The sequence below is a fragment of the Myxococcales bacterium genome (assembly GCA_016717005.1).
GTDB lineage: Bacteria > Myxococcota_A > Polyangia > Haliangiales > Haliangiaceae > UBA2376.
The window spans coordinates 1,290,344-1,315,066 of the sequence record JADJUF010000039.1 but is presented as its reverse complement, the minus strand read 5'-3'; the positions used below and the strand labels follow the sequence as shown (position 1 = coordinate 1,315,066).

Here is a 24,723-nt window from a genome sequence, read left to right as displayed (position 1 = left end):
GCGATGTCAGCCACATCCCGGTTCGAGGTCCGCCGCCACGAGCACCACGCCGGCGGGTTGTTCGAGCTGGAGATCACGATCAGCTGGGACGTGATCGATCGCCAGACCGGCGCGACGGTCCGCTCGTTCACCGACGAGTCCTCCGCCCGCTACGACGGCGTGGGCTGGGCTGGCGCCAGCGGCGGCTGCGTCGTCGACGTGACGCTCTCGGCCGACGGCGCGGGCGTCGACGTGCACCGCGCCGGCGGCGCGATCGAGCACGTCGCGCTCGACGGGCCCTGACGGCCGCGGAGCCCGCGGATCAGCTCACAGCCTGAGCAAGAATCGCCCGGCGGCGTAGGTCCGGCCCCCGGGGTCACGGCGCGGGCCCCGGGATGCTCCGGCTCTCAGAGCTTGTAACTCTTTCCGGTCGAGCACCGGTCGACGCGCCGGGAGTTTCGCGTCCTGGGTGGGGGCCCTCATCGGGGCTTGCCCCCGATGGGGGAGGGTTCGGCGACGAACCCTCTGGAACTCAGTACCAGGACAGGCCGAGCTGCAGCGACACGCCGACGACCAGCGCGCCGCTGTAGAGCGCGACCGTGCTCATGCCCTCGGCCGACATCGCCAGGCCGCCGCGGCGCACGAGGTCGAAGCCGGCGGCGCCGCTGCCGCCGAGCCCGCCGAACTGCTCGGTCTGGGCGTCCATCGCGTCGCGGCGGGTGAACGACGCGAAGCCGGCGCCGCCGCGCAGCCAGAACGCGTCGTGCACGTAGAGCTGGCCGCCGAACGTGACCACGGCGCTCTGGTTGGCGGTGCCGTCGTGGGGGAACGCGGTGGCGGCGAGCTCGAGCAGCCAGACCCAGCGCTTCGACGCGACCGAGCCCAGGCGCAGGTCGAAGCCGCCGCCGCCGCCGGTGGCGTTGCCGACGCCGTACCCGAGCTGGATCGCGGGCCCGACCGCGATGCCGATCGCGAAGCCCTCGCGCGCGCTCTCGGGCTCGAGGTTGGCCTCGCGCGCCGCGGCGACCGCGCGGGGATCGGGGCGGATCGGCTTGTCGTCGTCGGCGCGCGCCCGCGTCGGCGTGAGCGCCAGCGTCAGGGCCAGCAGGACCGCGGCCGCGCGCATCTCAGGCGGCAGGCTCGGCGGCGGCCGGCACGGCGGGCGGCGGCTCGGCGGCGGGCGGCACGGCGGGCGGCGGCTCGGCGGCGGGCGGCACGGCGGGCGGCGGCTCGGGGATGAGCAGCCGCGCGACCGGCTGGCCGCCGATCAGGTGCTGCTCGACGATCTCGTCGACGTCGGCGACGGTGACGCCGCCGTACCAGACCTGCTCCGGGTAGACGACGATCGCGACGCCGTGCTCGCACTGGTCGAGGCAGCCGGCGTTGTTGGCGCGGATCGCCTTGCCCAGGCCGCGCGCGGTGAGCTCCTTCTTGAGCGCGTCGCGCACCTCGTTGCCGCCCTTGGCCTTGCAGCAGCCGCGCGGATGGTCGGCGCCGCGCTCGTTGATGCACACGAACACGTGGCGGTCGAGGTGAGGCATCCACGGGCAGCGTAACACAGCGGCGGTCGCGGCCTCGTGGGCGGGCCCGGACGGTCGCGGGCGTCCGGGCCGCGGCCGAGGGCCGGACGATCTGTCCGGTTATCGGACAAACCGGACACGCGCGCGCGGCGGATCGCGTGGTTGCCGCTGGCGCGTGGCGTGCAAACTGGCGCGGGATGCTGAGGATGGTGTGGGCTGGGGGCCTGGTGGTGGCGCTCGTGGGCGGCGCGTGTGTCGAGCGGCCCGCGCCCGAGGAGTGTCGGCGCGACGCGCGCGCGGATGAGCGCGATCCGGGGCCGGCGTACACCGGCTTCCAGTGGGCGTGTCGCGAGGGCCCGCGGTGTCCGGAGCGCCTCGACTGCGACGACCCCGACTGGCGTCAGGTCGCGGACCCGGTGCTGGCCCGCGCGACCGCGTGCCTGCTCGGCCCGTGCGAGCGGCGCCGCGAGTGCGTCGACGAGGCCTTCGCGACATGCGACGCCCTCGCGCAGTGATTGCGCGAGGGCCCGCTCGGTGCGCAAGCGTTGCTGCGGAGGCGCGCGGGGCCCGTCCCGGCGAGCGGGAGCCCCTGCACCTGCCTGGGCCTGGCGACAGGCCCTCCGGGACTCAGCTGTGCGCGACGACCATGACCGGGCAGTGCGCGGTGCGCATGACGCGGTCAGCGACCGAGCCGAGGATGGCGCGCGACAGCCCGCCGCGGCCGTGGGAGCCGATCACGATCAGGTCGGCCTTGTGCTCCTTGGCGACCCGCACGAGCTCGTGCGCGGGCGCACCTTCGACGACCAGGGTGTCGACGTCGTGGGCGCCGCGCTCGATGGCGATCTTCTTCTCGGCGGCCAGGTCGCGGCTGACGCGCTCAAGGATCTCGGCGATCGCCGGGCCGCCCGCAACGAATGCGCCCTCGGGCAGCGGGTACATCGGGATCTGGAAGGCCGAGACCATGAGCAGCGGCACCTGCAACCGCGCGGAAAGCTCGGCCGCATAGTCCAGGGCGTGCCGCGCCTGCGTGGAGAAATCGGTGGCGAGCAGGATCCGATGGATGCGCATGCCCCAGACTACTGCATGGAACGGGCCGACGCAGAACGGCGCGTGCGCTGGGGTCAGCGCGCGGCGACGAGCGGCAGGCGGACGCCGAGGCCGCCCGCGACGACGCTCCCGAGGCCGCCGCCGACGCGCTCGCGCATCCCGATCTCGGCCCACGCCGCGATCGCGAGCGTGCCGACGATCCCGCCGCCGTTGCCGGTCGCCACGACCGGGCGCCACAGCTCGACCGACACCCGGCCGAACGCGCCGAGCGCGCGGGTGTCCTCGGTCGACAGCAGCTCGGCGCGGCCGCCGATCCACGCCCGCCAGTGGGCGCCCTCGGCGGCGCGGGCCTCGAGCGCCAGGAACCCGCCGCTGGTGTCGGCCGGCGGCGCAGTCGAGGTCATGCGCGCCGCCTCCGCCGTCGCGGGCGCCGGCACGAAGGTGCCGACCCAGCCGACGCTGACGTCGATCGGCGTCGGCCGCGGGTACAGCGACGCGAAGCTCAGGCCGACCAGCACCTCGGTCGCGGCGACCTCGCCCTGGGGCGTGGCGATCGAGGCCTGGCCGAGCTCCAGCTCCAGCGGCGGGAGCGCGCCGCCGCTGGCGTGGGCGGTGGCGGGCGCGAGGGCGATCAGGGCGAGCACAGCGAGGGTGAGCGGCGGCGCGAGGCGCATCGCGGGCGGTGTCGCAAGCGGCGTTCCACCGCCGATGGCAATGATTGTAGATGGTTGCGTCGTGGTCGGCGTGGCGCAGACGCCACAGCGCGACCGCGGCGTCGCGCGCGTGCGTCAGTCTGCAGGCGGGAGGTCGCCAGCATCGGCGGGCTGTCCCAGCGCCGTCAGTGCGGGCCGAAGGTCGCGCGCAGCCGGGCGTTGGCGATCGGCGTCGGATCGAAGCCGGTGTCGGCCTTGATCGCGTCGACCATGTCCTGCATCGACGCCGCCTGGTTCTTGTGCGCGCGGTAGAAGCGGCCGATCACGCCGTCGAGCACGTCGACGCCGACCGCGGCCGCGACGTCCTTGTAGAAGAACGCGCCCTGCATGTACGGCAGGTTCGTGAACAGGTCGTCCTTGATGATGTCGATGCGGTTGCAGCCGGTCGGCCACGCCGGCGCGCCGCCGGTGGCGATCGCAAGGTCGAGCTCGTCCTGGTACTCGGCCCAGACGTCGCGCTCGAGCGCGGCGCCGCCGGTGACCGCGAGCGCGCGCGCCGCGAGGTAGCTGACGGTGCCCTCGGACAGGACGAAGTCCTCCCAGCAGCGCAGGCGGACGCCGTCGCCGAACCAGCCGTGGGCGGCCTCGTGGGCGTGGGTGACCTCGTCGCTCATCGCGTCCTTGGCGACGTGCCAGTACGGGTGGTGCTCCATGCCGCCGTACAGGCCCTCGCCCCAGACCACCGACACCGACGCGACGTCGCGGCCGAACGCGTAGGGGCCGAGCACGCGCTCGTACCAGTCGAAGACCGCGCGCAGGTGCTTGGTGCCGGCGCGGCCCGCGGTGAGCCCGCCGGGCAGCGTGTACATCGCGACCTTGGTGCCGGCGGCGGTCGCGCCGAGGTCGGTGCGCGTGTACGCGCCGACGGCCCACGCCAGCATGTACGGCGGCGCGTCCGCGGTGATCTCCTCGGGGTAGATCGCCTGCTTGCCGGCGGGCACGCCGTCGAGGGTGAGCGAGAAGCGCGTGCCGTCGGCGGGCTGCGAGTGGCACGGGAACAGGTTGCCGCAGAAGTACGGCCACACCACCGTCGAGCCGCCCGGCAAGAGGCCGTCGGCGGCGTCGTGCTCGGCGAAGCGGTAGCGCACGACCAGCGGGCCGCGCACGTTGCTGACCCTCAGCGCGCCGCCGACGATCTTGTAGCGCCGGTGGCCGCGGTTGTCGGTGACGTCGTCGATCGTCAGCCCGCCGACCTCGAGCGCGACGTTGCCGTACTTCTCGAGCGTGATCGTCGCGACCGCGCGGCGGTCGGCGAGGTCGACGTCGAGGTCGGTGGCGGCGACGTTGACCGCCGAGGCGCCGTCGCCCTTGCCGTCGAGCCAGGTGTCGTCGCCGGGGTCGTCGACCAGGTCGTCGGCGGCGCAGGCGGTGGCGACGAGCGACAGGGCGAGCAACCAGCGGCGCATCCCCCTGAGAACAGCAAGCCCCCTGCCAGGGCCGACCCTACAGATCTCGAGCGGTTGCGGGCGTCTCGCGGCCGGTGGCGCCTCGGGTGGCCGGCGGCTGGGGTGGCGTCGACGCGCCGCGCCGCCCGTGCGATCGTCGCCGCCGGATGACCGAGCGCGCCGCCAGCGATCACCTCGCCGCCAACGTCCGCGCGATCCGCGAGGCGCGCGGCATGTCGCAGCAGCAGATCGCCGCGCTGGCCGGCATCCCACGCGCGACCTGGTCGCACCTGGAGTCGGGCATGGCCAACCCGACGCTCGCGGTCTTGACCAAGGTCGCCGACGCGCTGCAGGTGCGGCTCGACGAGCTGCTCGCGTCGCCGCGCGCGCCGGTGCGCCACGTGCGCGCCGCCGAGCTGCCGACCCGGACCAAGGGCGGCGTGCGCATCCGCAAGCTCTTGCCCGAGCCGCTGCCGGGCCTCGATCTCGAGCGGCTGGTGCTGCCGGCGGGCGCGCGCATGGCCGGCGTGCCGCACGCGCCCGGCACCCGCGAGTACCTCGCGTGCGAGCGCGGCACCGTCGAGCTGTTCGCGTCCGGCGAGACCTTCCGGATCGAGGTCGGCGATCTGGTCGTGTTCCGCGGCGACCAGCGGCACGGCTACCACAACCCCGGCCGCGACGAGGCCGTGGCCTACAGCGTGATCGCGTTCGTGCCGATCGCGTCGTAGCGCGCGCGCCGCGGGTGCGCGATCACGGCGCGGCGGTGGTGCAGCGCTCGGCGAGGCCGGCGGTCACGGCGCGACGGCGGTGCAGCGCTCGGCGAGGCCGGCGATCACGGCGCGGCGGCGGTGCAGCGCTCGGCGAGGCCGGCGGTCACGGCGCTGCGGCGGCGCAGCGCTCGGCGAGGCCGGCGGTCACGGCGCGGCGGCGGTGCAGCTCTCGGCGAGGCCCCCGTCGCACGCGCGCTGGAACCAGGCGCGGGCCGCCGCCGGGTCGACCGCCTCGCCGTGGCCGAAGCTCGCGAGCACGCCCAGGTTGTGGCAGCCGCGCGGCTCGTCGGCCTCGCACGCTTGCAGGTAGAGCGCGCGGGCGCGGGGGTAGTCGATCGCGACGCCGATGCCTTGCTCGTAGAGCACGCCGAGGTTGTTGCACGCGAGCTGGTCGTCGGCGGCGCACGCGCGCTCGAACAGCGTCCGCGCGCGCGGCAGGTCGCGCGCCACGCCGCGCCCGTACTTGTACATGCGCGCGAGGTTGTTGCAGTAGCCCATGAGGCCGCGGTCGCACGGGCTCCGGTACAGCTCGGCGGCGCGGGCCTCGTTCGCCGCGACGCCGCGGCCCTCCTCGTACAGCCCGCCCAGCGCGCCGCAGGCCTCGGGCAGCTCGCCGGTGCACGCGCGCTGGTAGAGCGCGGCCGCGCGCGCCAGGTTCGGCGGCAGCTCGGTGCCTTCGTCGAGCGCCCAGCCCAGGAGGTAGCAGCTCGCGAGGTCGTCGGCGGCGCAGGCCTTCTCCAGGTAGGGGGCGGCGCGCGGCACGTCGCGCAGATCGGCCAGGTCGCCCTCGGCGGTGGCGTAGAGCGCCCCGAGCTGCGCGCACACGCCGACGTCGCCCGCGGCGCACGCGCGGTCGCACGCCTCGAGATCGCCGCCCTCGCAGCGAGGCGGCGTGGCGCTGTGCGGCGCCGTCGCGGTCGTCGGGGCTGGCCGCGGGCGGGGCCCGCCACAGGCGGCGACCGCGATGACCATCATGGCGACGAGCGTGCGCATCGCGCGAGCGTACACGGTCGGGCGCGCGTCGGTCATCGGCGTCGCCGCGGCGGTCGGCGACGGCGCGGCGCGCTAGCGCGCGACCCGGACCGTGGCGGTGAACGTGACGACGCCGTCGAGCCGGCCGGTGGGCCAGGCCGCGGCCGGCAGGACCTCGCCGAGGCACCCGCGCAGGGCCGCGTCGCCCGCGGCCGAGACGATGCGCAGGCCGCGTCGGTCAGGACGATCGGTCAGCATCAGCTCGAGGGTGACGACGCCGCCGGCACCGCGCTGGCGACAGGTCTCGGCGTGCGTGCGCAGCAGGCGCCGCAGGATCGCGCGATCGAAGTCGCCTACCATCCGGGTGATCTCGACCTCCAACGCGGCCTCGGCCGGCGGCGTCACCGGCTGGCCCCCGGCCGGCGGCGTGTTGCCGTAGACCGGCGCCGGCGGCGGCGGGCTCGCGCCGCACGCGGCCGCTGCCACCAGGACCGTCACGAGCGACCGGTGCATCGCTCGAAGGTAACGTCGGGGCCGTCGAGGTGCCAGCCGCCGCGCGTCGGCGGCGCGCGTCGGTGCGTGCGACGCGGTGTGCGAACCAGCGACGGCGTCCTGGCGCGCGATCGTGCGCGGCTGTCAGGGGCGGTCGGCGTCGGCGCGTGCCAGGCTCGAGGGCATGAACCGGTCGTGGGCGTGGGGCGAGGCGTGGTCACCGCGCGGCGCCAGCTCGATGCTACCCGTGGGGGGCACGCTGACGCGTCCTTCGACCGAACGCCATTGCCTGGTTTCGATCCTGTGTGTCCTTGCGTGCGCCTGCGCTGGAACGACGCCGGCCGCGACATCACCCACGAGCCCGGTGCTCGCAGGGCGCGCGCGCACGGTCACCTTCGAGTGCTCGGGCGCGGACCCTGCGCCGAAGCAGTACCCGATGACGTGCGCCCTCGCCGGCCCACTGAGCCACTTCTGGAGCAGCATTGAGCCGCCACTCGAGTGGGCGCCAGGGAAGCTACTTCACGATCCAGCCGGCTCGCCCATCAGCCCATGCCTGAGCGGCATCACTCTTTGCGGCGTATCGGTTCGGGCTCCGGAAGGTAGCCATGCGCTCGCCTGCCGGGCTACCGACCAGCGCTTCGACGGTCCGGTGGAGGTGGTAGCGCCCGACGGGTCGCTCCTGGCCCAGGGGTACTGCGTCAAGGGCTTCCCTGCTGGCACGTGGTTCTGGTGGAACCTCGGCGAACTCGCGCGCACCTGGACCACCTCGGTGACGGCCCACGAAGGCGTCACCTACACGGCGCCCGGCACCTACACGTACGGCAAACACAAGCTCGTCCCAGTGGCGCCGGTAACGCCATGAGCAAGCAGGCGACGTGCACCTGTCAGAGGAACCCTGTGTCAACCTCTTTCGCGTCACGCGGCCTCCTTGCCGACGATGCGAGGGGTGAACGTGAGCGCGTGAATCGTCGATGAGGTTCTTGTGGTTGTTCTTGTTCTTCGTGGGCCTGGCCGCCGGGCTGGCGCTGAGCCTCGCGCTCGGTGGGGGCTCGAGGGCCGCGGGCGAAGGCGTGGGTGCGACGCCACCGACTCCGGCGAGCGACCGTGGGCGTCGCGCGTCCGCGGATGGACCTCGCCGCGATGTCTTGCGGCCCATCCGGCCGATCGCGCCGGCCAACGCAGATTGGGCTCGGTATGAACAGGACGTGACACGCGAGGAGGCCGACCTTGAGTACGCCGAGATCATGGCGGCGATCGATGGAGCGTGGCGGCGTGCGCTGTCGGGGTGCCTGGCGTTGGCGCCGCTGACCGCGATGTTCGGCTATCGCGTCGACGTCGTCAGCACGGGCGATGAGATCGTCGTGTCCGGGGCGCACATCGTCGATGATGCGGAGCAGGCTGAGCAGATCCTGACGTGTGCCGAGCGGGTCCTGGCGCAGGTCGTGCGTGTGCCGCGCCGGCGGCCTGCGGTCACGCCGTTTCGTGGCGCGATCGACATTCCTGCGCTTCGGACGAAGGTCGAGTCGCCGCGGGCGGACCAGCCGGAGTTGCCATGACGAAGCTGCTCCGGATGCGCAACGTCGGCGCGCTCGTCGCGGGGATCTGCGTCGGTGTCGCGATCGGGCAGGCTCGACGGTGCTCCGAGGGGACGCCCGAACGAAGGCAGGGGGCTGCGGACGTCGCGCGTGCGGCCCCGGGCGGCGTCGGTGTGGCACCTGCCCGTGGGACAGCGTCGGTCTCGTTCGCCACGGCGCAGGCGTGGCGGGACCCGTCGAGCCCTTCCTACGATCCGGTGCAGGCCGGCTCCTATTGGGGGATCGATCACCGCGCGATGTTCGACGTCGAGCCCAGGAACGAGGCGTTCGCCACGCCGAGAAGAGGACCTCCGGCGACGCTACGGGGCGTTGCTCGATCGTCTCGACCTCGGGGTCGCGATCGACGAGGTCGAGTGCCGGACGAGCATCTGCCGGATCCGGTTGACGGCGGGGCGCCACGTCGTCGACGAGCGCGTCGCGGGCACCGTGCCGTGGGCCGACTCGGTGAGCCACACGGTGATCGAGACCGAGGCGGGACCCGCGATCGAAGTGCTCGCCGCGTATACCGAGGAGACGCGAGATCAGGCGACGTTCGAGCAGCTCTCGTCGGGCCTGCTCGAGCGCGTCGAGCCCACGCTCGTCGAGGTGCGCGATCGCGCGCTGCGCGGGGACGCTGGCATCAGGTGAGGCGCGTCGGGCGGTGGTGTGGCGCGCGAGCGCTCGCCGCGTTCCCGCGTGGTGTCGAGCGGCCTAGCCTTCGATCAGGTGCGGGAGGAATCGTGACACGTCGGCCTCGCGGGGTCGACCCAGTGCTCCTGCGGTGTGCCGTCCAAACGCACGTCGAGTCGCTCGATCGTGTGGATCGAATGCGGGCTGCGCTCGACCAGCTCCATCGACGTGCCGTCGGAGAAGTGGAGCGTGTACGTGCCGGGCAACAGATAGAGCAGATAGCGGCCATCGGCGGCCGTCGTTGTGCGATCCCAGACTTGCCGCGGGCTGAGCGGAGTTCCTGGCGTCGTGACCTCGACCGTGGCACCAGCGGTCGGCGCGCCGTGTTCGTCGGTGATGACGCCCCACACCACGTTGGCCGTGGGTTCTGGCATGGGAGCGCGCTCGCAGCTGAGAGGCAGCGCGGGCTTGGATGGTGCGAGTGCGGTCGCGCGGCCGCTGCAACTGCCCGCCAGCGCCAGCAAGAGCCGCACGCGCATGCAGAGAGAGGATAGCACGGCCATGCCGCTCGACCGCATGTACTGGCTTGACGACAGCGAACATTGCCGGCTCGGGTTTCCCGGCCGCCCCGACACCAACGCAGGCTACGACATCCATGTAGTCCGTGACGAGCGCCGGCCCACGCCAGACTGGTCCTGGCCCGTGGTCGGCCTGGCGGTCGGCCAGCACACGGTCATGACCGAGTTCGAAGGGTGCGACAACGGCATGCGCGCGGTGCGTCGCGACGATAGCGGCACGTGGTGCGACGTTGTCAGCGGCGGCTTGCCCTGCGCGTGTGAACATCGAGGGCATGAAGGCGTCATGGGCGGCGAGTCGAAGTCGCGACGGTGCTCGGCATTGGAGTGGAACGCGCGCTGGCAGCGCCGCGACGAGGTCGGCGTGGCGAGGCTGAGGCGCTGTCACGCGGGAGGGCTCATTCGGCTGCTGTGGGACATTGCGCACGCAGGTGCGAGAGCCTGCGTGCCGCAGGTAAGACAACTTACGAACGTGCCAGCAAGTGTTTCTGATATTGGTCGTTCCACCGTGCGCTCCAGGATTGCCGCTGGTACGTGTGCGGGGTGCAGGTCAGCGGCGGGATGCGCGATGGCATCGGGATCGAGCGGGGCGACACCGCGTCGACGCGTCGGCACGCGGCGCATCGAGCGGCGACCGCGGCGCGGCGACCGGGCATCCGCTGGGGCCGCGGATTGCGGCGCCGGTCGTCTCTGGATGAGCCCGGAGTTTGTAGGGTCATCTCGTGGGCGTCACCAGGCGCTTCAGCGGCGGGATAACTGAGATCCACTTTGGCCGCCTCGATGAGATCCACCACTGCTCACATGCGCAGTGGCCTGGTTGCCACGTGGCAACCCGAGTCCGCCCCGTCGCAGCCCGTACCGAGCACGTTGCCAGCGAGCGGAGGCCGGGTCAAGGGCGGCGTAGCCGGCTCGCGGCACGCGAGCGAACCCTTGACGCGGCCGAGCACGCGGCGACCGTCGTAGCCGGGCTGGGTCAATATCCCGCCGCCGGGTGGATCCGGACTAGGTCGCCGCTGAAGCCAGGCGCGGCGGGCTCGGAGGCGTCATGTCTTCGGGACCCGACAGCTACACATACGGCGGCTTCGCGCGTGCCCGGCGCGGTGGTGCCATGACCGAGCACGCCTCGCAAGCCCCGGCCGGGCTCGCGACGATCGTTGGACGAGCGAAGGAAGATCGGTAGATGAAGCGCTTTCGTTGGCTTTCTGGGACGCGATCCACGCCCGTGCAGAGTTGCCGCATGCGATTGGTGAAGACGGGCGGGCGGGCGTTGCCACTGGCGCTGTCGATCCTCACGAGCACGGCCTGCTGCGCTCGCGCTGGCCATGAGTCGCGGCCGGGATCATACGTCGTCGAGAAGGCCCCGACGGGGCGGTGGCGCCAGGGCGACTTCCATTGCGCCGTCGGCGAAGTCGAGTCGATTGCCATTCGCGTGGAGCCGCCGTATTGCGCGGCGCGCGTGATCGATCCGCCACCGCTATCAGATGGCCGCGCCGTCATCGAACGTGATCCGCCCCGCGATCCACCACCGAGGCGAACGTCCTGCGCGCTGGGCATGGCCGTCGCATGCGCCACCACGTTCGGAGGCGATCTGGACGCGCATTTGCTATTGTGCCGCGACGCGGCCGGCTTCGTCGACGGTCCGATCGAACTCGTCGGGTCCGATGGCTCGCTCCTCGAGCACACCTTCTGCTCGGCCGGCCGCCCCGTCGGCCCGCGCGTGGTCTGGCGCCGCGGTCAGATCTTCTCGGTCAGCGCCACCGACCCGGAGCGGCGAGGTGTCCGCATCGACGGCGGCCGGTATCTGTATCCGGGACAAGCAACGAACGACGAGCGCTAAGTGGGATGTTTCTGATATTGGTCGTTCCACCTTGCGCTCCAGGATTCCCGCTGGTACGTGTGTGCTGAGGGATCCCCTCGTTTTGAGGGCGTAAATGCGTGAGATTGCTCCCGACGTTTCTTTGTCGTCGACGGAATTTCGGTTCGACGCCGCTGGTTCTCGCGGCATGATGAAACGCCGCGCGATGTCGAGCTTCGTGAAGAACCCGCTGCAGGTCGCCGAGACGATCGACCAAGTCTTCGGTGACGACCTGCACGCGCTGCGGGTGCGGTCGCTGGCGAATGGGGTCGTGGGCGTCTTGGACGCGGCGGTGCTGTCGGTGCACGCGATCGGGCGCGGCTACGCCCACGCGACGAATCACAGCGCGAAGCATGGGGTGAAGCAGACCGACCGCATGCTCAGCAACGACGGGTTCGACATGTGGTCGCTGTTCCAGCCGTGGGCCGAGTTCGTCGTCGGGCCGCGCAAGGAGATCGTGCTCGCGCTGGACTGGACCGAGTTCGACGCTGACGACCACGCGACGCTCGCGGGCTACCTGATGACGAGCCACGGGCGGGCGACGCCGCTGATCTGGCTGACCGTCAAGAAGTCGACGCTGGAGGGCAAGCGCAACGGGTACGAGTACCGGCTGATCGAGCGGCTGCATGAGTGCGTCGCGACTGACGTCAAGATCACGGTGCTGGCAGACCGTGGGTTCGGGGACCAGAAGCTGTACCGGCTGCTCGAGACGCTGGGCTGGGACTACGTGATCCGATTCCGCGCGGCTATCCACGTCGAGGATGCCACCGGTGATCAGCGTCCCGCCGGCAAGTGGTTGCCACCCAGCGGGCGCGCCACGATGATCCGCGGCGCGAAGATCACGCGCACGCGTGCCGAGGTGCCTGCCGTCGTGGTGGTGCATGCGCCGCGCATGAAGGAGGCCTGGTGCCTGGCGACGACGCGGCGCGACGACAAGGCCGCCGATGTCGTCAAACTCTATGGCCGACGGTTCACGATCGAGGAGACGTTCCGCGACCAGAAGAATCTGCGCTTCGGGCTCGGCCTCTCGGCGACGCGCATCGGCAGCACCGACCGCCGCGATCGCCTGCTGCTGCTCGCGGCAGTGGCGCAAGCGCTCTTGACGCTGCTCGGCGCCGCCGGTGAAGCGTGCGGCCTCGATCGCCTCATGAAGACGAACACGTCGAAGAAGCGCACGATGTCGCTGTTCAACCAAGGCCTCAACCTCTACGCCGCGATCCCGATGATGGGCGACGACCGCCTCGCTCCGCTGATGGTCGCGTACGACGCCGAGGTCAAGCAGCACGCGTTCTTCCGCAAGGTCTTTGGCATCATCTGAATGAGGGGATGGCTCAGACGTGTGTGGGGTGCAGGTCAGACGGGAGGTCTTGAACGAGGCGCGGCGTGTCGAGCGGCAGCATCAGACCCACGACTGGCAACCTGACCAGCGACAGAGGCAACAGAGACCTCGAAGCGGAGGCAGAAAAGTGACCGCGCTGCGTCGTGTTCGGTGGGGCGCACCATCACGTTTCGCCCCGGCGTCCCATTTCGTGGTGCGAGGTGAACGGTGATGAAGAAGGCGGGTTGGATCCTGAAGTCCGCGACAGCGTCAGCGCTCCTCTCTGGAGTCGCGTGTCCGAGCCGTCCTCCCCCCGAGGAGCCGGAGCCCGCAGAGGTGTGCACCCCGATGCCGCCGGAGGACTGGGCGCGGACGAGGACCCAGCCGCTCATCTTCGACGTTCCCGAGGTGCGAAAGAAGCTCGACATCCAGCTGGTTGCTCTCTTGCAGAACGTCGAGCGCGTCAACGCCGGCCAGCCAGCCTCCCGGCATCCCAACATCCCCGGCGTCCCGTTGCGCTGCATCCCGGCCGAACTTACGGTGTTGGTCACCCACCGCGGCATCGACATGCAGCCGCTCCTCGACGCCGGGCTACGCGCACCGGGCCAGAAGCCGCGGACTGATGTCGAGACCAATCTTGCGATTGGAGTGGTGTCGCCAGCGCGCCTGATGGATCTCGCCCGGGTGCCCTCGGTGATCAAGATCTCTGCGTCAAGGCGGATGGGCCTCGAGCTCAGCGACAGCGTCCCGCTGATCCGCGCCAAGCAGCTGCGCGATCAGTGGGACGGGGATATCGGGCGGCCGTACCCCGACGGCGCTGGCGTGATCATTGCGGTCATCGACTCGGGGATCGACTTCCGCCACCTGACGTTCCGGAAACCCGACGGCCGCACGCGCATCCTGGGCCTCTGGGATCAGTCGTTGAGCATCCACGCCGGGGATCGCACGCGCCCCGACGCGATCGCAGGCCAGGTGCGTGGACCGGTCTATGACCGTCACGACATCGACCACACGCTGGGGTACTCGACGCCGCCGGGGATTGCTCCCGTGGCGGTGCGCCACCGCGACAGCGCCGTTCGCGGATTCGCCGAGGCCTCCCATGGGACCCATGTCGCCGCGATCGCCGCCGGCAACGGGCTCGCGCCTCACTTTCTCCACTGCAGTGGAGGCAAGTAGCAAGGCGTAGCGCCGGCCGCTGACATCGTGCTCGTCAACGTGTTTGGCGGGCTGTACATTGAGGGTTTCGCCGCTGCATTGCGGTACATCGCCGAGATCGCAGACCAGGAAAACAAGCCATGCGTGGTGAACATCAGCGCCGGCATTACGTGGGGCGCCCACGACGGCAGCGATGAGCTTGAGAGCGAGGCCGAGCGCTTCATGACGCCGACGCCGGGCACCAAGACGCGCGTGGTTGTGAAGTCGGCCGGAAACGAGGCCCAGGCGCGACGACACGCGCGGGCCACCATCGACGAGCAACAGACGGCCACGTTCGCCTTTGAGATCAAGGAAGGCGAGAACCAGAACTGCGAGGTCGGCTTCTGGTACCGGGCTGACGCGACTCTCAGCCTCGAGCTGATCGTGGCCGGCCACAGCTTCGGGGTCCTGGTCCAGGGAGCTCCGAACGCCGGGCTCAATCTGGTCCCGGTCAATCCCAGTGCGCCGCCGACCAGCAGTCGACAGCCAGCCTCCTCTGGGACGAGAATTCGGTGGCCATCGATGCCCTCCATTTCGGCTGTCAATGATTCCGCCGAACGTCGGCGGCGAGCTGTTCCGGGGCCGTGGCACCTCAGGGTGACCAACACCGGCACCGCAGCGGTCGCCGTTGATGCCTGGGTCGATCGCTTCGTGGGTGACGTTCGGTTTCCGAGGCCAGGTGGCCCAGGCGACAACGTCAAGGCGACCGATCTCGGCACCATCACGATCCCGGTACCGCCGTCGGTGTGGTCACAGTCGCCAACCACGACAGCCCAACATGGCTGTCATCGGAATCGATCCAAAAGCAGTCGAGCCTGGGCCCAGCCCGGATCCTGGTAGGCGGCTACCCGAAGCCGACGATCGCGGCGCCCGGCACCAACATCAAAGCGGCCGAGGCCAACCACGACAACGTCTGCCCGCAGTGGATCTGCCCCGCGTGGGTCGAGCAGACCGGGACGAGCATGGCGGCGCCCCATGTCACCGGCGCGCTCGCGCTCCTGCTCCAGCGCTATCCCGACATGCCGCTCGCGGACATTCACGAAAGGCTGCGGACCTCGGCGCGCGGTCCCGTCGACCCGAGCAACGCGACGACATGGTACCGTTGGGGCGCTGGCAAGCTCGACGCCCAGGCGCTCGTGGACTCACCATGGCCGTGGCTGACCTTGGCGACGCCGAGTGACTCGTCGGCGCGCGTGTCGGCCCCTGACGCATCTGCGGCCGTCGTCGACGGCCGTCATCCAGTTGCGGTGTTGGCAGGCCGCGGCGACGCGCTCAACGCCGCGCTGTTCAGCCGGCACCTGAGCGAGGTGCGACGGCTGATCAACACCAACCGGCGAGTCGTGACGCTGTGGCATCGCGCCGGCGGTCCCGCGCTGCTGCACCGCCTGGGCGGACGCGCCGACGAGCGTATGCGCGACGACGAGCGTGCCGCGTACTTTGAGCGGATGCTCGGCCAGCTCACGCGTTACGGAAGCCCTGCGTTGCGCGAGAGCATCGAGCGCCACGGTCCCGGATCCGTTCGCATGATCTCCGACAGCGAGCGGGCGACGTGAGCGCGGCGGTACATCACTGGGGCGCGAGCCAGATCGCGACCGCGCTGGGCGCGCTCAGCGATCAGCCCTGGCCGGATACGACCGTCGCGCTGTTCCGGCGGATGGGCCTGCGTGCCCGGCCATCGGTGACCGGCGACGCAATGCTGATCGCCGCCTGGTCGGTGGTGCAGGAGGCGGCCGGTGGGCTCGAGGCCGCGCGCGAGACATTCGAGGCGGCCAGTGGCGCCGGCAGGATCACCGCAGGCGCCGAGTTGATCGCCGCGGTGGCCGCGGTGACCGGCGCGATCGCGGGCGCGATGGACCAACTCGCCGTGCTGTCGACGTCGGCGACCGACCTGTCAGCGACCGAGCGCGACGACCTGGCCGCGTTCGCTGGCGCGCTGCGCGGCCGGCTGCTCCACGAGGCGTTGATCGGCCTCCTCGCCGAGCACTACCCACGCGCTCGCCAGGTCTTGCAGCTGGCGGGCGTGATCGAGCAGGTCGAGGTCGCGGCAAACGCCGGCTTGGTGCTCGAGCACGCCGAGCCGCGCTTCCGCGGCGACCGGCTCCTGACCCTGTTCCGCGATCCCTGGCAGCTCCTGCGCGAGGTCTACGCCTGGGGCGAGCCAGACTTCGACGGCGTCACGCTCCACCACGCTGTCGCCGTTCTCGTCGAACAGTTGGGCCACGAGGCGACCGTCCTCGAGCCGCTCGGCCTGCCGGCCGGGGTCGAGCTGTATGGGATGGCGATGCACACCGACCCAACGGTGTCGCCGCCCGGTCTCGCCATTTCGATCCGGCAGCCGCTCGCGGTGACCGTGGCCACCGGCGACAGCCTTGGCCCGTGGCAGGGCGCGGTCGCGATCACCGCCACTGTGCCGGTCGATGTCGACCTCGCGGTGCGGCCGCCACTGACCGTCAACCTCGCTACGCCGGCGGTGACGGCCGTGCTGGACGTCGCGATCGGCGGCGCGCGCCACGCTGGCGGCGAACCGCTGCTGGTCGTCGGTGCCGTCGGCGCCTCGCGTATCGAGTTCGACGAATTGGTCGCCGGCCTTGCGGTGTCCGGGAGCTGGAGCGACCCTACTGCCGCGGTCGCGCTGACACCGCGCCTCGAGCTGTCCTGACCGGCGTTCAGCTGGTGCTCCGCGGCGGCGACGCCTTCGTGCGCGGCGCCCTCGGCGACCGCGGGCTCGAAGCCCGCTTCGACCTCGACGCGTCGTGGTCGCCGGCCGCCGGCCTGCGGCTCGGGGGGAGCGCGGCGCTCGTGATCGATCTGCCGGTGCGCACCGGCGGTAGTCGCGCGCGGGTGGACGGCGTGCGCATCACGATCGGGCTCGACGGCGACGCCGTGCACGCCGAGATCGAGGCGAGCGCGACCGCGACGCTCGGGCCGGTGACGGTCGCGATCGGTGGCGCCGGGCTACGTGGGGCGCTGGCTTTCCCCGACGGAGGCGGCAACCTCGGCCCACTGCACGTCACCGGCGGGTTGCGTGCGCCTGATCGCTTCGGCCTTGGGCTCAACGCGGGCCCGGTCTCCGGCGGTGGCTTCATCGAGCGCGACGCGAGCGCTGGACGGTATTCGGGCGCGCTTGCACTCGAGGCGATCGGCGTCGGGCTCGCGGCGATTGGCGTGCTCGACACGGCGGGCCCCGGCTACTCCCTCGCCGCCATCATCGCCGCAGAGTTCCGGCCGGTCCCGCTGCCGCTGGGCTTCACGCTCGAGGGCGTCGGCGGCCTGATCGGCATCCATCGCCGCGTCGACACCGACGCGCTGCGGGCGGCGCTCCGCACGCCGGCGGGGATGGGGGACATCTTCTTCCGGCGGACCCGATCGCGCAGGCGGGGCGGCTGACGACCGACCTGGCGCGGTACTTCCCGGCGGCGGAGGGGCGGTACGTGTTCGGGCCGGCGGTGAAGTTTGGCTGGGGCGCGCCGACGGTGGTGCGGGGACGCTGGCGGTGCTCCTGGAGCTGCCGGCGCCGGCGCGGGTGGTGGTGCTGGGGACCGTGACGACGAAGCTGCCGACGGAGGAGCACGCGGTCGTCGACCTGGCGATGGACGTGGTGGGCGAGGTGGATTTCGGGCAGCGGCGGGTGGCGGTGGACGCGTCGCTGCGGAGCTCGGCGATCGCGGGGTTCCCGCTCCCCGGGGACCTGGCGTTCCGGATGGGCTGGGGGAGCGCGCGGCGCTTCGCGCTGGCGATCGGCGGGGTCCGCTCGCAGTTCCGGCCGCCGGCGGACTTCCGACGCTGCGGCGGGTGCGGGTCGAGCTGGGGTCGGGGACGATCCGCGGCTGGACGCGGAGGGGTTCCTGGCGCTGACGTCGAACACGCTGCAGCTGGGCGCGCGGATCGATCTGTACGCGTCGGCGGGGCCGCTGAACATCACGGGCGCGCTGGGGTTCGAGACGCTGGTGCAGTTCTCGCCGTTCGGGCTGGCGGTGGACGTGTGGGCGGGGGTGGCGCTGCGGCGCGGGACGACGACGTTGGCGGCGGTGAGCTTCGAGGGCCACCTGCAGGGCCCGCAGCCGTGGCGGGTCGACGGCAAGGCGTGCCTGTCGCTGTGGTTCATCGACCTGTGCGTGCCGATCCACGTGCGGTTCGGGGACGGCGCGCCGGCGACGGTGCCGTCGCGGCAGATCTGGCCGGCGCTGCAGGCGGCGCTGGCGGAGCCGGCGGCGTGGGCCGCCGAGGTGCCGCGCGGGCTGGCGGCGGCGGTGGTCGGGACGCCGGTGGACGCCGACGCGAGCCAGCCGCCGGTGGCGCTGGTGGATCCGTGCGCGACCCTGTCGGTGACGCAGCAGGTGGTGCCGCTGGATCGGACGATCACCGCATTCGCGCACGGTCGGCCGGTCGGCGTCGATCGGTTCGAGGTGACCGAGGTGCGGGTCGGCGACGCGGTGATGCCGGCGGCGGCGGTGACGCCGGTGACCGAGTGGTTCGCGCCGGCACAGTTCGAGGCGATGAGCGAGACCGACAAGCTGGCGCGGCCGGGGTTCGAGCAGATGGTGGCGGGCGTGGCGGTGGGCGCGGCGACGGTGCGCGCGGGCTTGCCGCTGGTGCGGGCGCTCGACTACGACACGGTGGTGATCGCCGACGGGCGGCGGCAAGAGGCCGGGCGCTACCGGCCGTCGGTGACCCAGCAGCTCATCGGGACCGCGCTGTCGGCGACCGCGCAGGCGCCGCGGGGCCGCGGCGGCGTCGAGGCGTACGCGCCGCCGATCGGCGCGCCGCCGGCGCTGACGCTGGTGGAAGAGACCTACGTGGTCGCGACGACGGACGCGCTGGCGCCGCGGTGGGACCTGACCGCGGCGGCGACGCGGGGGCAGGCCGAGCTGGCGCTGCGGGCGCACCTGGCGGCGCACCCCGACGACGCGGCGCGCCTGCAGGTGGTGCCGAGCTACGAGGTGGCAGCATGAGTGACAGTGAAGCGGCCCTGCGGTTCTACCCGTGGGTGAGGCGCGGCGCGGCGGCGCAGGTGACGGCGGCGGACGCGGCGGCGGGCGGGACCCGCGCGGCGGTGCCGCGGTCAAGGCACCATGCGCCGCGCAACCGGCGCTCCAAGCAGGGTCGTTGCGTCTCCGCGATAGATCCACAGTTGGTCAGGGCTGTGGTCGCCGCTGGCGCTGCTGCTGGCGGCGAGGTCGTCGCGTCCATCGCCGTCGAAGTCGCCGACGGACAGGCTGAGTGGGAACACCTGTGCAGCCGGGGGCATGGACAATGTGACGGGCGCGACGGCCGGCGCCCCACCGCGGTAGGCCACGATGACACCAGCCGTGTGGGAGCCGGCGATCACATCGCTGCGACCGTCACCGTCGAGGTCTCCAGTGGCCAGGTAGTCGATCGTCGCGCGCGCGACTGGAAACAACAGCTCGGCTGTCCACGCCGGGGCGCCCGTGAGGCCAAGCCGAGCGAGCGACACCCCATGGTCTTTGGCGACGGCCACGGCGGCGCGGCCATCTCCATCGAAGTTGGGTACCACCAGTGGGCTCGGCGGACCGCTCTTGTTGCTGCGTGCAAGCACGTGACCTCGGTCGGCCGCGATGCCATCACTTCCACCGGTGTACACGCGCAACTCGACGACGTCAGTATCTGCTCCTGCGAAACGTGCGTAATTGGCCGCGTCGCGCTGTTGGGCCGGCAGGGTCCGCACGATCACGTCGTCGCACCCATCGCCGTCGAGGTCGCCACCGGCGATGACGTCGATAACGTCCCGGCTGTCGGGATTCGCCGGCCACAGCGCGTGGGGCGCGAGGTCGCTGCCATACACGTAGACGCCGGCACGCCACCGGGGCCGCAGCCCTTGAATGGTCGCCAGCGAGTTCGAGGGTGTTGCGGCGATCAGTTCGAGGCGCCCGTCGCCGTCGAGATCGCCGGCGGCGAGCGACGCGCCGAAACGTGGTGCGGTCCCGAGCACGGTGAGCCGCTCGGGAGTCGCCGCGCTCGAACCGCCGCGGTACAAGTACCCGGCCCCTCCTCGGAATTCGCCACCGCGCTCGCGCGAAGTGACAGTGGACGGGGCGGCGACCACCAGATCGCCGAAGCCGTCGCCGTCGAGGTCGCCGATCGGCACGAGGGCCTCGCCAAAGCCGGTGGTGTCCGCCGGCGCCGTGAGACGAAGCACCGGCCCGTCGCCAAGGCCGGCGTGACCGCCGAGCCAGATCGCCACGCTTCCGGCGGCCGAGAGCGCGAGGTCGTCGATGCCGTCGCCGTTCCAGTCCAGCCGGAACCGTCGCGGTCCGGGCGCCACCGCTTGTGCCGCACAACGAGTTACTGCGTCCGCGCCGGCCTCAGCGCTGCCCGCGCTGGATGGCGGCGGCGCCGAGCGGCCACAGGCCATTGCCACGAACAGTAGGCCGAGCGATGGTGGCATTCGCGCTGCGGCTGTCACGATGGTCACGATGGAGCTTTTTGGGTTGGACCATTGCATCGGCGATAGGTTGATGGTACCACGGCAACATCAAGCGGGAGTCTGGGAATTGGGGCTCGAAGACACCATCGTCGCGCTGGTCACGGCTGGCTTGGACCTCTCCACGGCAACGCATCGATTGCGCGCCATCCACGCGCGCCGCCGCGCTCACGCACTCGTTGAGGACAATCCGACGGGCGCGGCCGAGCAGCTCGCCCTCGTGGTCACGCGCGAGCAAGCGGTGGTCAGTGGCTTCGTAACACAACGCCTGATCGAGCTGACGGCACCCACGGCGATCATTCACGACGCGCTCGTTCCCGCGCATCTCGATCTGGATTCCGTATCGCAGCTCACCTCATCCACGGGTATGGTGGCCAGGAGCTTGCATGGTCGTAAACGCGCCGAGTATCTAGCTCAGCGAGCGCGATGGATTCCACAGATCATCTGGGAAGCGGCCGCACTGCACGGCGACGCGTTGTGGTCGGGGACTGGGGCGTCGCGGACGTTGCGAGCGGACGCCCTCGCGGATCTCTTCGACCGGCGCCTTCGTGTTGTTGAACGGATGACGTACAACGTCAATGTGAGCCCGACGATCCGCGTCTGGCAGGTGCCCGGTGGCGCCACCGGGCCCTGGTTCGATGGGAACCAGATGCGGTTGTTCGAGTACCCCGGTGTCCCCGTGCGCCCATTCCAGAGCATCCTTGGCGGCGACCCCGACTGGCAGGCAAGCGCGGTGGAGATGATCTACGAGCCGGCGGATGGCAGCCCACCCGTACGCCTCCCCGACAGCGTGGCTGACGCGTTCCAACCGATCGCCACGACCTACGGCGTGCTTTGGGTCGAGATGCGTGGCTCCCCGACCGTGACGCGTACCGACGCGTTGCTTGGGCTGTTCGATCTGCCGCGACCGGACTTTCGCCAGCGCGCGTGGCTATTTTGCGACATGGTCGGCGTCGCCTTGGCACTCGAGGCGTTGTGGTTCTCGCGGTGTCGGCGCACCGGCAGCGCGGGCGCGTTCGAGGCCATCTTCGCCGGTCGGGCGCTCGACTACGCAAGCTTGGGGCCCGTCATCTCGCACAGTGGCGTTCGCGACCTCGATATCCTTCTCGCTGACGGAAGCGCCGACCCGTACTTCGAGAACTTGGAAGTCCCGATACACGAACTGCAAATCGGAGATTTCGTGGTCTTCTGGAACAGTCGCATCTACTCGATGTTGGTACACGGCGCCTGGGGGAGCGAATATTCCTACGTGATGCACGTTGAGCGCGATGTCACGACGGGCAAGGTCCGTACGCGGGCGAGTGGGCCGCAGATCTGGCTCGCCGGGCACGGCCTGGCGACCTGTCTTTACAATGCGATGGCGATGGACCTGCTCGACCAGGTTGTGTTGATTCTCGACGGGCTGCGTCAGTTCGTCATTGCCGCAGTTGCGGCCAATCCGACTGCGGAGGAGTTGGTGGCACCGTGGCGGCAGACAAGGCTCCGACGCTGGGATCCGTACGAATCATTCGCCGCGCCGGGTGCCTGGTGGATCGAGATCCCGCGTGGGGTCTGGCAGAATGATTGGGGGTATGGGTCCGCACATGCGGCCGTTGCGGCTATCCCGCGGACCGTGGCCGGTCAGGGCCCGGGCCCGTCGGGCCCAGGCTTCCGACCACCGCCAGTTGGGGATGCGCTGTACTTTCCCCTGATGCAGCCGGTCGTCACTACACTGGCGCCCGACCACGATCCCTGGAGATCCTACCTGGCGCAACGCGCCGCGGACACCGCGTTTCGACCTTTTCTCGACTCTCTTTCTCCTCTGGTCATCGACGCGTCGGTGGCACCCGGGCTCTACTACCGGGGTAGCCAGTCGCCGATTTCGGTCGTCCGGCCACGCGTGAGCGCACCGTGAACACGATCGACGACGCGCTCGTCTGGCTCGGACACTTGCTGGAGCCGCTGGGCCTGGCGACAACCTCCGACGACGCCGTGCGGCGTCTGCTCGAGATCCTCGGGTGGAGCGTGCCCGCGGTGCCGCAATGTGTCCGCGACCTGGGCGGCCCGCTCGCAGGATTGCTCGACAATCTTGCGACGCTGCTGGAGACTCGCATGGAGGTCGAGAGCGACGACGCACCGCCGTCCAGCCTGGTCGCACCGGCGCTCGCGGTCGCGGGGGCGCTGGCCGGGAGCCTCGCAGCGGTGCGTGCACTGCCACCGCTTCTGCGAAGCGAGTTGGGCGCGGCGTGGGTCGACCTGACAGCGATCGACATTGAGTTTGAGCCGCGACTCCTGGGTTGGCTGATCGAGAGCGAGCTGCGTCGGCGCGGTGCCCTGTTGCACGCGCTTCTTGCAGCCGTCGGCGTCCTGGAACGCACCCCAATAAGCGCCGACCCAACCCGGCATCAGCCGCCGTACACGAGGATCACGCTGCGCCCAGAGCGGCTAGTCGACGCATTTCGCAATCCTGGCGACCTCGCGAGCGAGCTGTATGGTTGGCGAACGTCCGCGATCGATGAGGACCGCCTCTTGGGCTGCTTGTTCTCGCTGGGTGTCGCGCTCGGCGCGCCGGGCGAGTTTCGGCGACCGACGTCTGCACTCAGCCGCGTGTTCGCTCCCACTGCGCCGGTCGAGTCGGCGGGCCCACGGGCGGAGCTATGGCTGCCGCTGATTCGTACCGATCTGGTTGGCGTCGATCTGGTCGTGCAGACCGTGCCTGCGACCGCGCCGGGACTGCCCGAAGGCCTCGCGCTGTCCCTGGTTCCCTACGGTGACGTTGGTGGCGCGCTCGATCTCGGCGAAGGCCTGACGCTGACGCTCGAGGCCTCGGCTGCATTCGCGAGCGGGCTCGCAGTCGTGCTGCGGCCTCTGGTCGCGCCAGCGCTTCACCCTCGGGACAGCACGAGCGCGGGCGCCGCGACGACCGGAACACTGGCGCTGGTGCTGGGCGGGCGGAGTGCATCCGATGGTGCCGCAGTCGTCGAGTTGACCGCCGCCGGCGTCGGTGTCTCTCTGCACGAAGTCTCACTTGTCCTTGGCGCCGCGGCGGGAGGCGCGGCACTACCGAGCGCTTTCGCGGAGGTACGCATCGACCGCGGTGAGCTGCGACTCGCTGCCCTTGCCGCGGATGGGGGGGATGGGTTCTTCGCCAGCCTCTTGCCGGGTGGAGGCGTTACCGTGCCGCTGTCGGCGGCGCTGCGGTGGTCAGGGCGAGGGCTGTCGTTCACCGGCAGTGGCGGGCTCGAGGTCGAGACGGCGATCGATCGGCCGATCGGTCCGCTGCGGCTGGGTGCGATCCGTGCGGGGCTCGAACTGACGGACGTCTCGCTTGAGGCGCGGGTCGCGGTCGTAGCGGCGCTGAGCTGGGGCCCGGTGCACCTCGTGATGAATTCGGCGGGGTTTCGCGCTCGACTCGGGGCCAGCCCCGGCAACCTCGGGCCCGTGGATCTGAGTATTGGATGGTTCCCTCCATCGTCAATCGGACTTGCGATTGATGCAAGTGCAGTGCGTGGCGGTGGCTTCATCGAGCGCGACGCGAGCGCTGGACGGTATTCGGGCGCGCTTGCACTCGAGGCGATCGGCGTCGGGCTCGCGGCGATTGGCGTGCTCGACACGGCGGGCCCCGGCTACTCGCTCGCCGCCATCATCGCCGCAGAGTTCCGGCCGGTCCCGCTGCCGCTGGGCTTCACGCTCGAGGGCGTCGGGGGCCTGATCGGCATCCATCGCCGCGTCGACACGGACGCGCTGCGGGCGGCGCTGCGCACTCCCGCCGGCATGGGGGACATCTTCTTCCCGGCGGACCCGATCGCGCAGGCGGGGCGGCTGACGACCGACCTGGCGCGGTACTTCCCGGCGGCGGAGGGGCGGTACGTGTTCGGGCCGGCGGTGAAGTTTGGCTGGGGCGCGCCGACGGTGGTGCGGGGGACGCTGGCGGTGCTCCTGGAGCTGCCGGCGCCGGCGCGGGTGGTGGTGCTGGGCACGGTGACGACGAAGCTGCCGACGGAGGAGCACGCGGTCGTCGACCTGGCGATGGACGTGGTGGGCGAGGTGGACTTCGGGCAGAAGCGGGTGGCGGTGGACGCGTCGCTGCGGAGCTCGACGATCGCGGGGTTCCCGATCACGGGGGACCTGGCGTTCCGGATGCCGGGGACGATCCGCGGCTGGACGCGGAGGGGTTCCTGGCGCTGACGTCGAACACGCTGCAGCTGGGCGCGCGGATCGATCTGTACGCGTCGGCGGGGCCGCTGAACATCACGGGGGCGCTGGGGTTCGAGACGC

The 24,723-nt window shown here is 71.3% G+C and carries 24 protein-coding genes and 1 pseudogene; 16 read left to right on the top strand and 9 right to left on the bottom strand.

Translation table 11 applies throughout. The features are described 5' to 3' along the window. The first annotated feature begins 3 nt into the window (after positions 1-3). A complete protein-coding gene (locus IPL61_36550; GenBank protein MBK9036704.1) occupies positions 4-282 on the top strand; it encodes a hypothetical protein in 279 nt (92 codons plus the stop codon). 229 nt (positions 283-511) lie between these two features. Here the strand turns inward: IPL61_36550 and IPL61_36545 are convergent, their stop codons facing one another. After that, on the bottom strand, positions 512-1,105 hold the full coding sequence (locus IPL61_36545) for a hypothetical protein (protein ID MBK9036703.1): 594 nt from the start codon (positions 1,103-1,105) through the stop codon (positions 512-514). 106 nt (positions 1,106-1,211) lie between these two features. After that, a pseudogene (locus tag IPL61_36540) lies at positions 1,212-1,520 on the bottom strand ((2Fe-2S) ferredoxin domain-containing protein). A 185-nt stretch (positions 1,521-1,705) separates the two neighbouring features. Between IPL61_36540 and IPL61_36535 the strand changes: the two are divergent. Continuing rightward, a complete protein-coding gene (locus IPL61_36535; GenBank protein ID MBK9036702.1) occupies positions 1,706-2,014 on the top strand; it encodes a hypothetical protein in 309 nt (102 codons plus the stop codon). 112 nt (positions 2,015-2,126) lie between these two features. Here the strand turns inward: IPL61_36535 and IPL61_36530 are convergent, their stop codons facing one another. From IPL61_36530 to IPL61_36520, 3 genes are all read right to left on the bottom strand, one after another. Further along, positions 2,127-2,567 carry a universal stress protein gene (locus IPL61_36530; GenBank protein ID MBK9036701.1) on the bottom strand — a complete coding sequence of 147 codons (441 nt, stop codon included), beginning with the start codon at positions 2,565-2,567 and terminating at the stop codon, positions 2,127-2,129. A gap of 53 nt (positions 2,568-2,620) precedes the next feature. Continuing rightward, positions 2,621-3,220 (bottom strand): hypothetical protein, encoded by a 600-nt coding sequence (locus IPL61_36525; protein ID MBK9036700.1) that lies wholly within the window; start codon positions 3,218-3,220, stop codon positions 2,621-2,623. Positions 3,221-3,384: 164 nt separating this feature from the next. Next, positions 3,385-4,665, bottom strand: a complete 1,281-nt coding sequence (locus tag IPL61_36520) for a peptidase M1 (GenBank protein ID MBK9036699.1) — start codon at positions 4,663-4,665, stop codon at positions 3,385-3,387. 146 nt (positions 4,666-4,811) lie between these two features. Between IPL61_36520 and IPL61_36515 the strand changes: the two genes are divergently transcribed. Beyond that, positions 4,812-5,372: a helix-turn-helix transcriptional regulator gene (locus IPL61_36515; GenBank protein MBK9036698.1), complete on the top strand. Its 561-nt coding sequence runs from the start codon at positions 4,812-4,814 to the stop codon at positions 5,370-5,372. A gap of 186 nt (positions 5,373-5,558) precedes the next feature. Here IPL61_36515 and IPL61_36510 read toward each other — a convergent pair whose 3' ends face one another. Further along, positions 5,559-6,407, bottom strand: coding sequence for a sel1 repeat family protein (locus IPL61_36510; protein ID MBK9036697.1), 849 nt, complete (start codon positions 6,405-6,407; stop codon positions 5,559-5,561). A gap of 72 nt (positions 6,408-6,479) precedes the next feature. Continuing rightward, positions 6,480-6,899 (bottom strand): hypothetical protein, encoded by a 420-nt coding sequence (locus tag IPL61_36505; GenBank protein MBK9036696.1) that lies wholly within the window; start codon positions 6,897-6,899, stop codon positions 6,480-6,482. Between the two features lie 415 nt (positions 6,900-7,314). On the opposite strand from IPL61_36505, the gene IPL61_36500 reads away from it, so the two are divergent. The 3 genes from IPL61_36500 to IPL61_36490 all read left to right on the top strand — a co-directional run bounded on the left by IPL61_36500 (position 7,315) and on the right by IPL61_36490 (position 9,100). After that, on the top strand, positions 7,315-7,740 hold the full coding sequence (locus tag IPL61_36500) for a hypothetical protein (GenBank protein MBK9036695.1): 426 nt from the start codon (positions 7,315-7,317) through the stop codon (positions 7,738-7,740). Positions 7,741-7,864: 124 nt separating this feature from the next. Then, entirely contained in the window at positions 7,865-8,434 is a 570-nt protein-coding gene (locus tag IPL61_36495; protein MBK9036694.1) for a hypothetical protein, read from the top strand. A gap of 348 nt (positions 8,435-8,782) precedes the next feature. Continuing rightward, positions 8,783-9,100, top strand: coding sequence for a hypothetical protein (locus IPL61_36490; protein MBK9036693.1), 318 nt, complete (start codon positions 8,783-8,785; stop codon positions 9,098-9,100). 74 nt (positions 9,101-9,174) lie between these two features. Here IPL61_36490 and IPL61_36485 read toward each other — a convergent pair whose 3' ends face one another. Then, positions 9,175-9,621: a carboxypeptidase regulatory-like domain-containing protein gene (locus tag IPL61_36485; protein ID MBK9036692.1), complete on the bottom strand. Its 447-nt coding sequence runs from the start codon at positions 9,619-9,621 to the stop codon at positions 9,175-9,177. A 1,273-nt stretch (positions 9,622-10,894) separates the two neighbouring features. Here IPL61_36485 and IPL61_36480 point away from each other — a divergent pair. From IPL61_36480 to IPL61_36445, 8 genes are all read left to right on the top strand, one after another. Next, complete coding sequence (locus IPL61_36480; GenBank protein ID MBK9036691.1) at positions 10,895-11,494, top strand: hypothetical protein; 600 nt, start codon at positions 10,895-10,897, stop codon at positions 11,492-11,494. A 184-nt stretch (positions 11,495-11,678) separates the two neighbouring features. Next, a complete protein-coding gene (locus IPL61_36475) occupies positions 11,679-12,830 on the top strand; it encodes an IS4 family transposase (GenBank protein ID MBK9036690.1) in 1,152 nt (383 codons plus the stop codon). Between the two features lie 408 nt (positions 12,831-13,238). Further along, positions 13,239-14,006: a S8 family serine peptidase gene (locus IPL61_36470; GenBank protein MBK9036689.1), complete on the top strand. Its 768-nt coding sequence runs from the start codon at positions 13,239-13,241 to the stop codon at positions 14,004-14,006. A 27-nt stretch (positions 14,007-14,033) separates the two neighbouring features. Then, entirely contained in the window at positions 14,034-14,864 is an 831-nt protein-coding gene (locus tag IPL61_36465; GenBank protein ID MBK9036688.1) for a hypothetical protein, read from the top strand. After that, positions 14,771-15,577, top strand: coding sequence for a S8 family serine peptidase (locus IPL61_36460; GenBank protein MBK9036687.1), 807 nt, complete (start codon positions 14,771-14,773; stop codon positions 15,575-15,577). The genes IPL61_36465 and IPL61_36460 overlap by 94 nt, the downstream gene beginning before the upstream one ends. Beyond that, on the top strand, positions 15,574-16,683 hold the full coding sequence (locus IPL61_36455; GenBank protein MBK9036686.1) for a hypothetical protein: 1,110 nt from the start codon (positions 15,574-15,576) through the stop codon (positions 16,681-16,683). The genes IPL61_36460 and IPL61_36455 overlap by 4 nt, the downstream gene beginning before the upstream one ends. A gap of 14 nt (positions 16,684-16,697) precedes the next feature. Beyond that, the gene (locus tag IPL61_36450) at positions 16,698-17,411 is read left to right on the top strand and encodes a hypothetical protein (protein MBK9036685.1); all 714 of its coding nucleotides are present in this window, start codon (positions 16,698-16,700) and stop codon (positions 17,409-17,411) included. A gap of 560 nt (positions 17,412-17,971) precedes the next feature. Further along, on the top strand, positions 17,972-18,976 hold the full coding sequence (locus IPL61_36445) for a hypothetical protein (GenBank protein MBK9036684.1): 1,005 nt from the start codon (positions 17,972-17,974) through the stop codon (positions 18,974-18,976). A 110-nt stretch (positions 18,977-19,086) separates the two neighbouring features. On the opposite strand, the gene IPL61_36440 is transcribed toward IPL61_36445, so the two are convergent. After that, positions 19,087-20,487, bottom strand: coding sequence for an FG-GAP repeat protein (locus IPL61_36440; GenBank protein ID MBK9036683.1), 1,401 nt, complete (start codon positions 20,485-20,487; stop codon positions 19,087-19,089). On the opposite strand from IPL61_36440, the gene IPL61_36435 reads away from it, so the two are divergent. Both IPL61_36435 and IPL61_36430 read left to right on the top strand, forming a co-directional pair. Next, positions 20,450-22,360, top strand: a complete 1,911-nt coding sequence (locus IPL61_36435) for a hypothetical protein (GenBank protein ID MBK9036682.1) — start codon at positions 20,450-20,452, stop codon at positions 22,358-22,360. The two genes, IPL61_36440 and IPL61_36435, sit on opposite strands and share 38 nt — an antisense overlap. After that, complete coding sequence (locus IPL61_36430; protein MBK9036681.1) at positions 22,357-24,633, top strand: hypothetical protein; 2,277 nt, start codon at positions 22,357-22,359, stop codon at positions 24,631-24,633. Before IPL61_36435 ends, IPL61_36430 begins: the two co-directional genes overlap by 4 nt. Positions 24,634-24,723 lie beyond the last annotated feature (90 nt).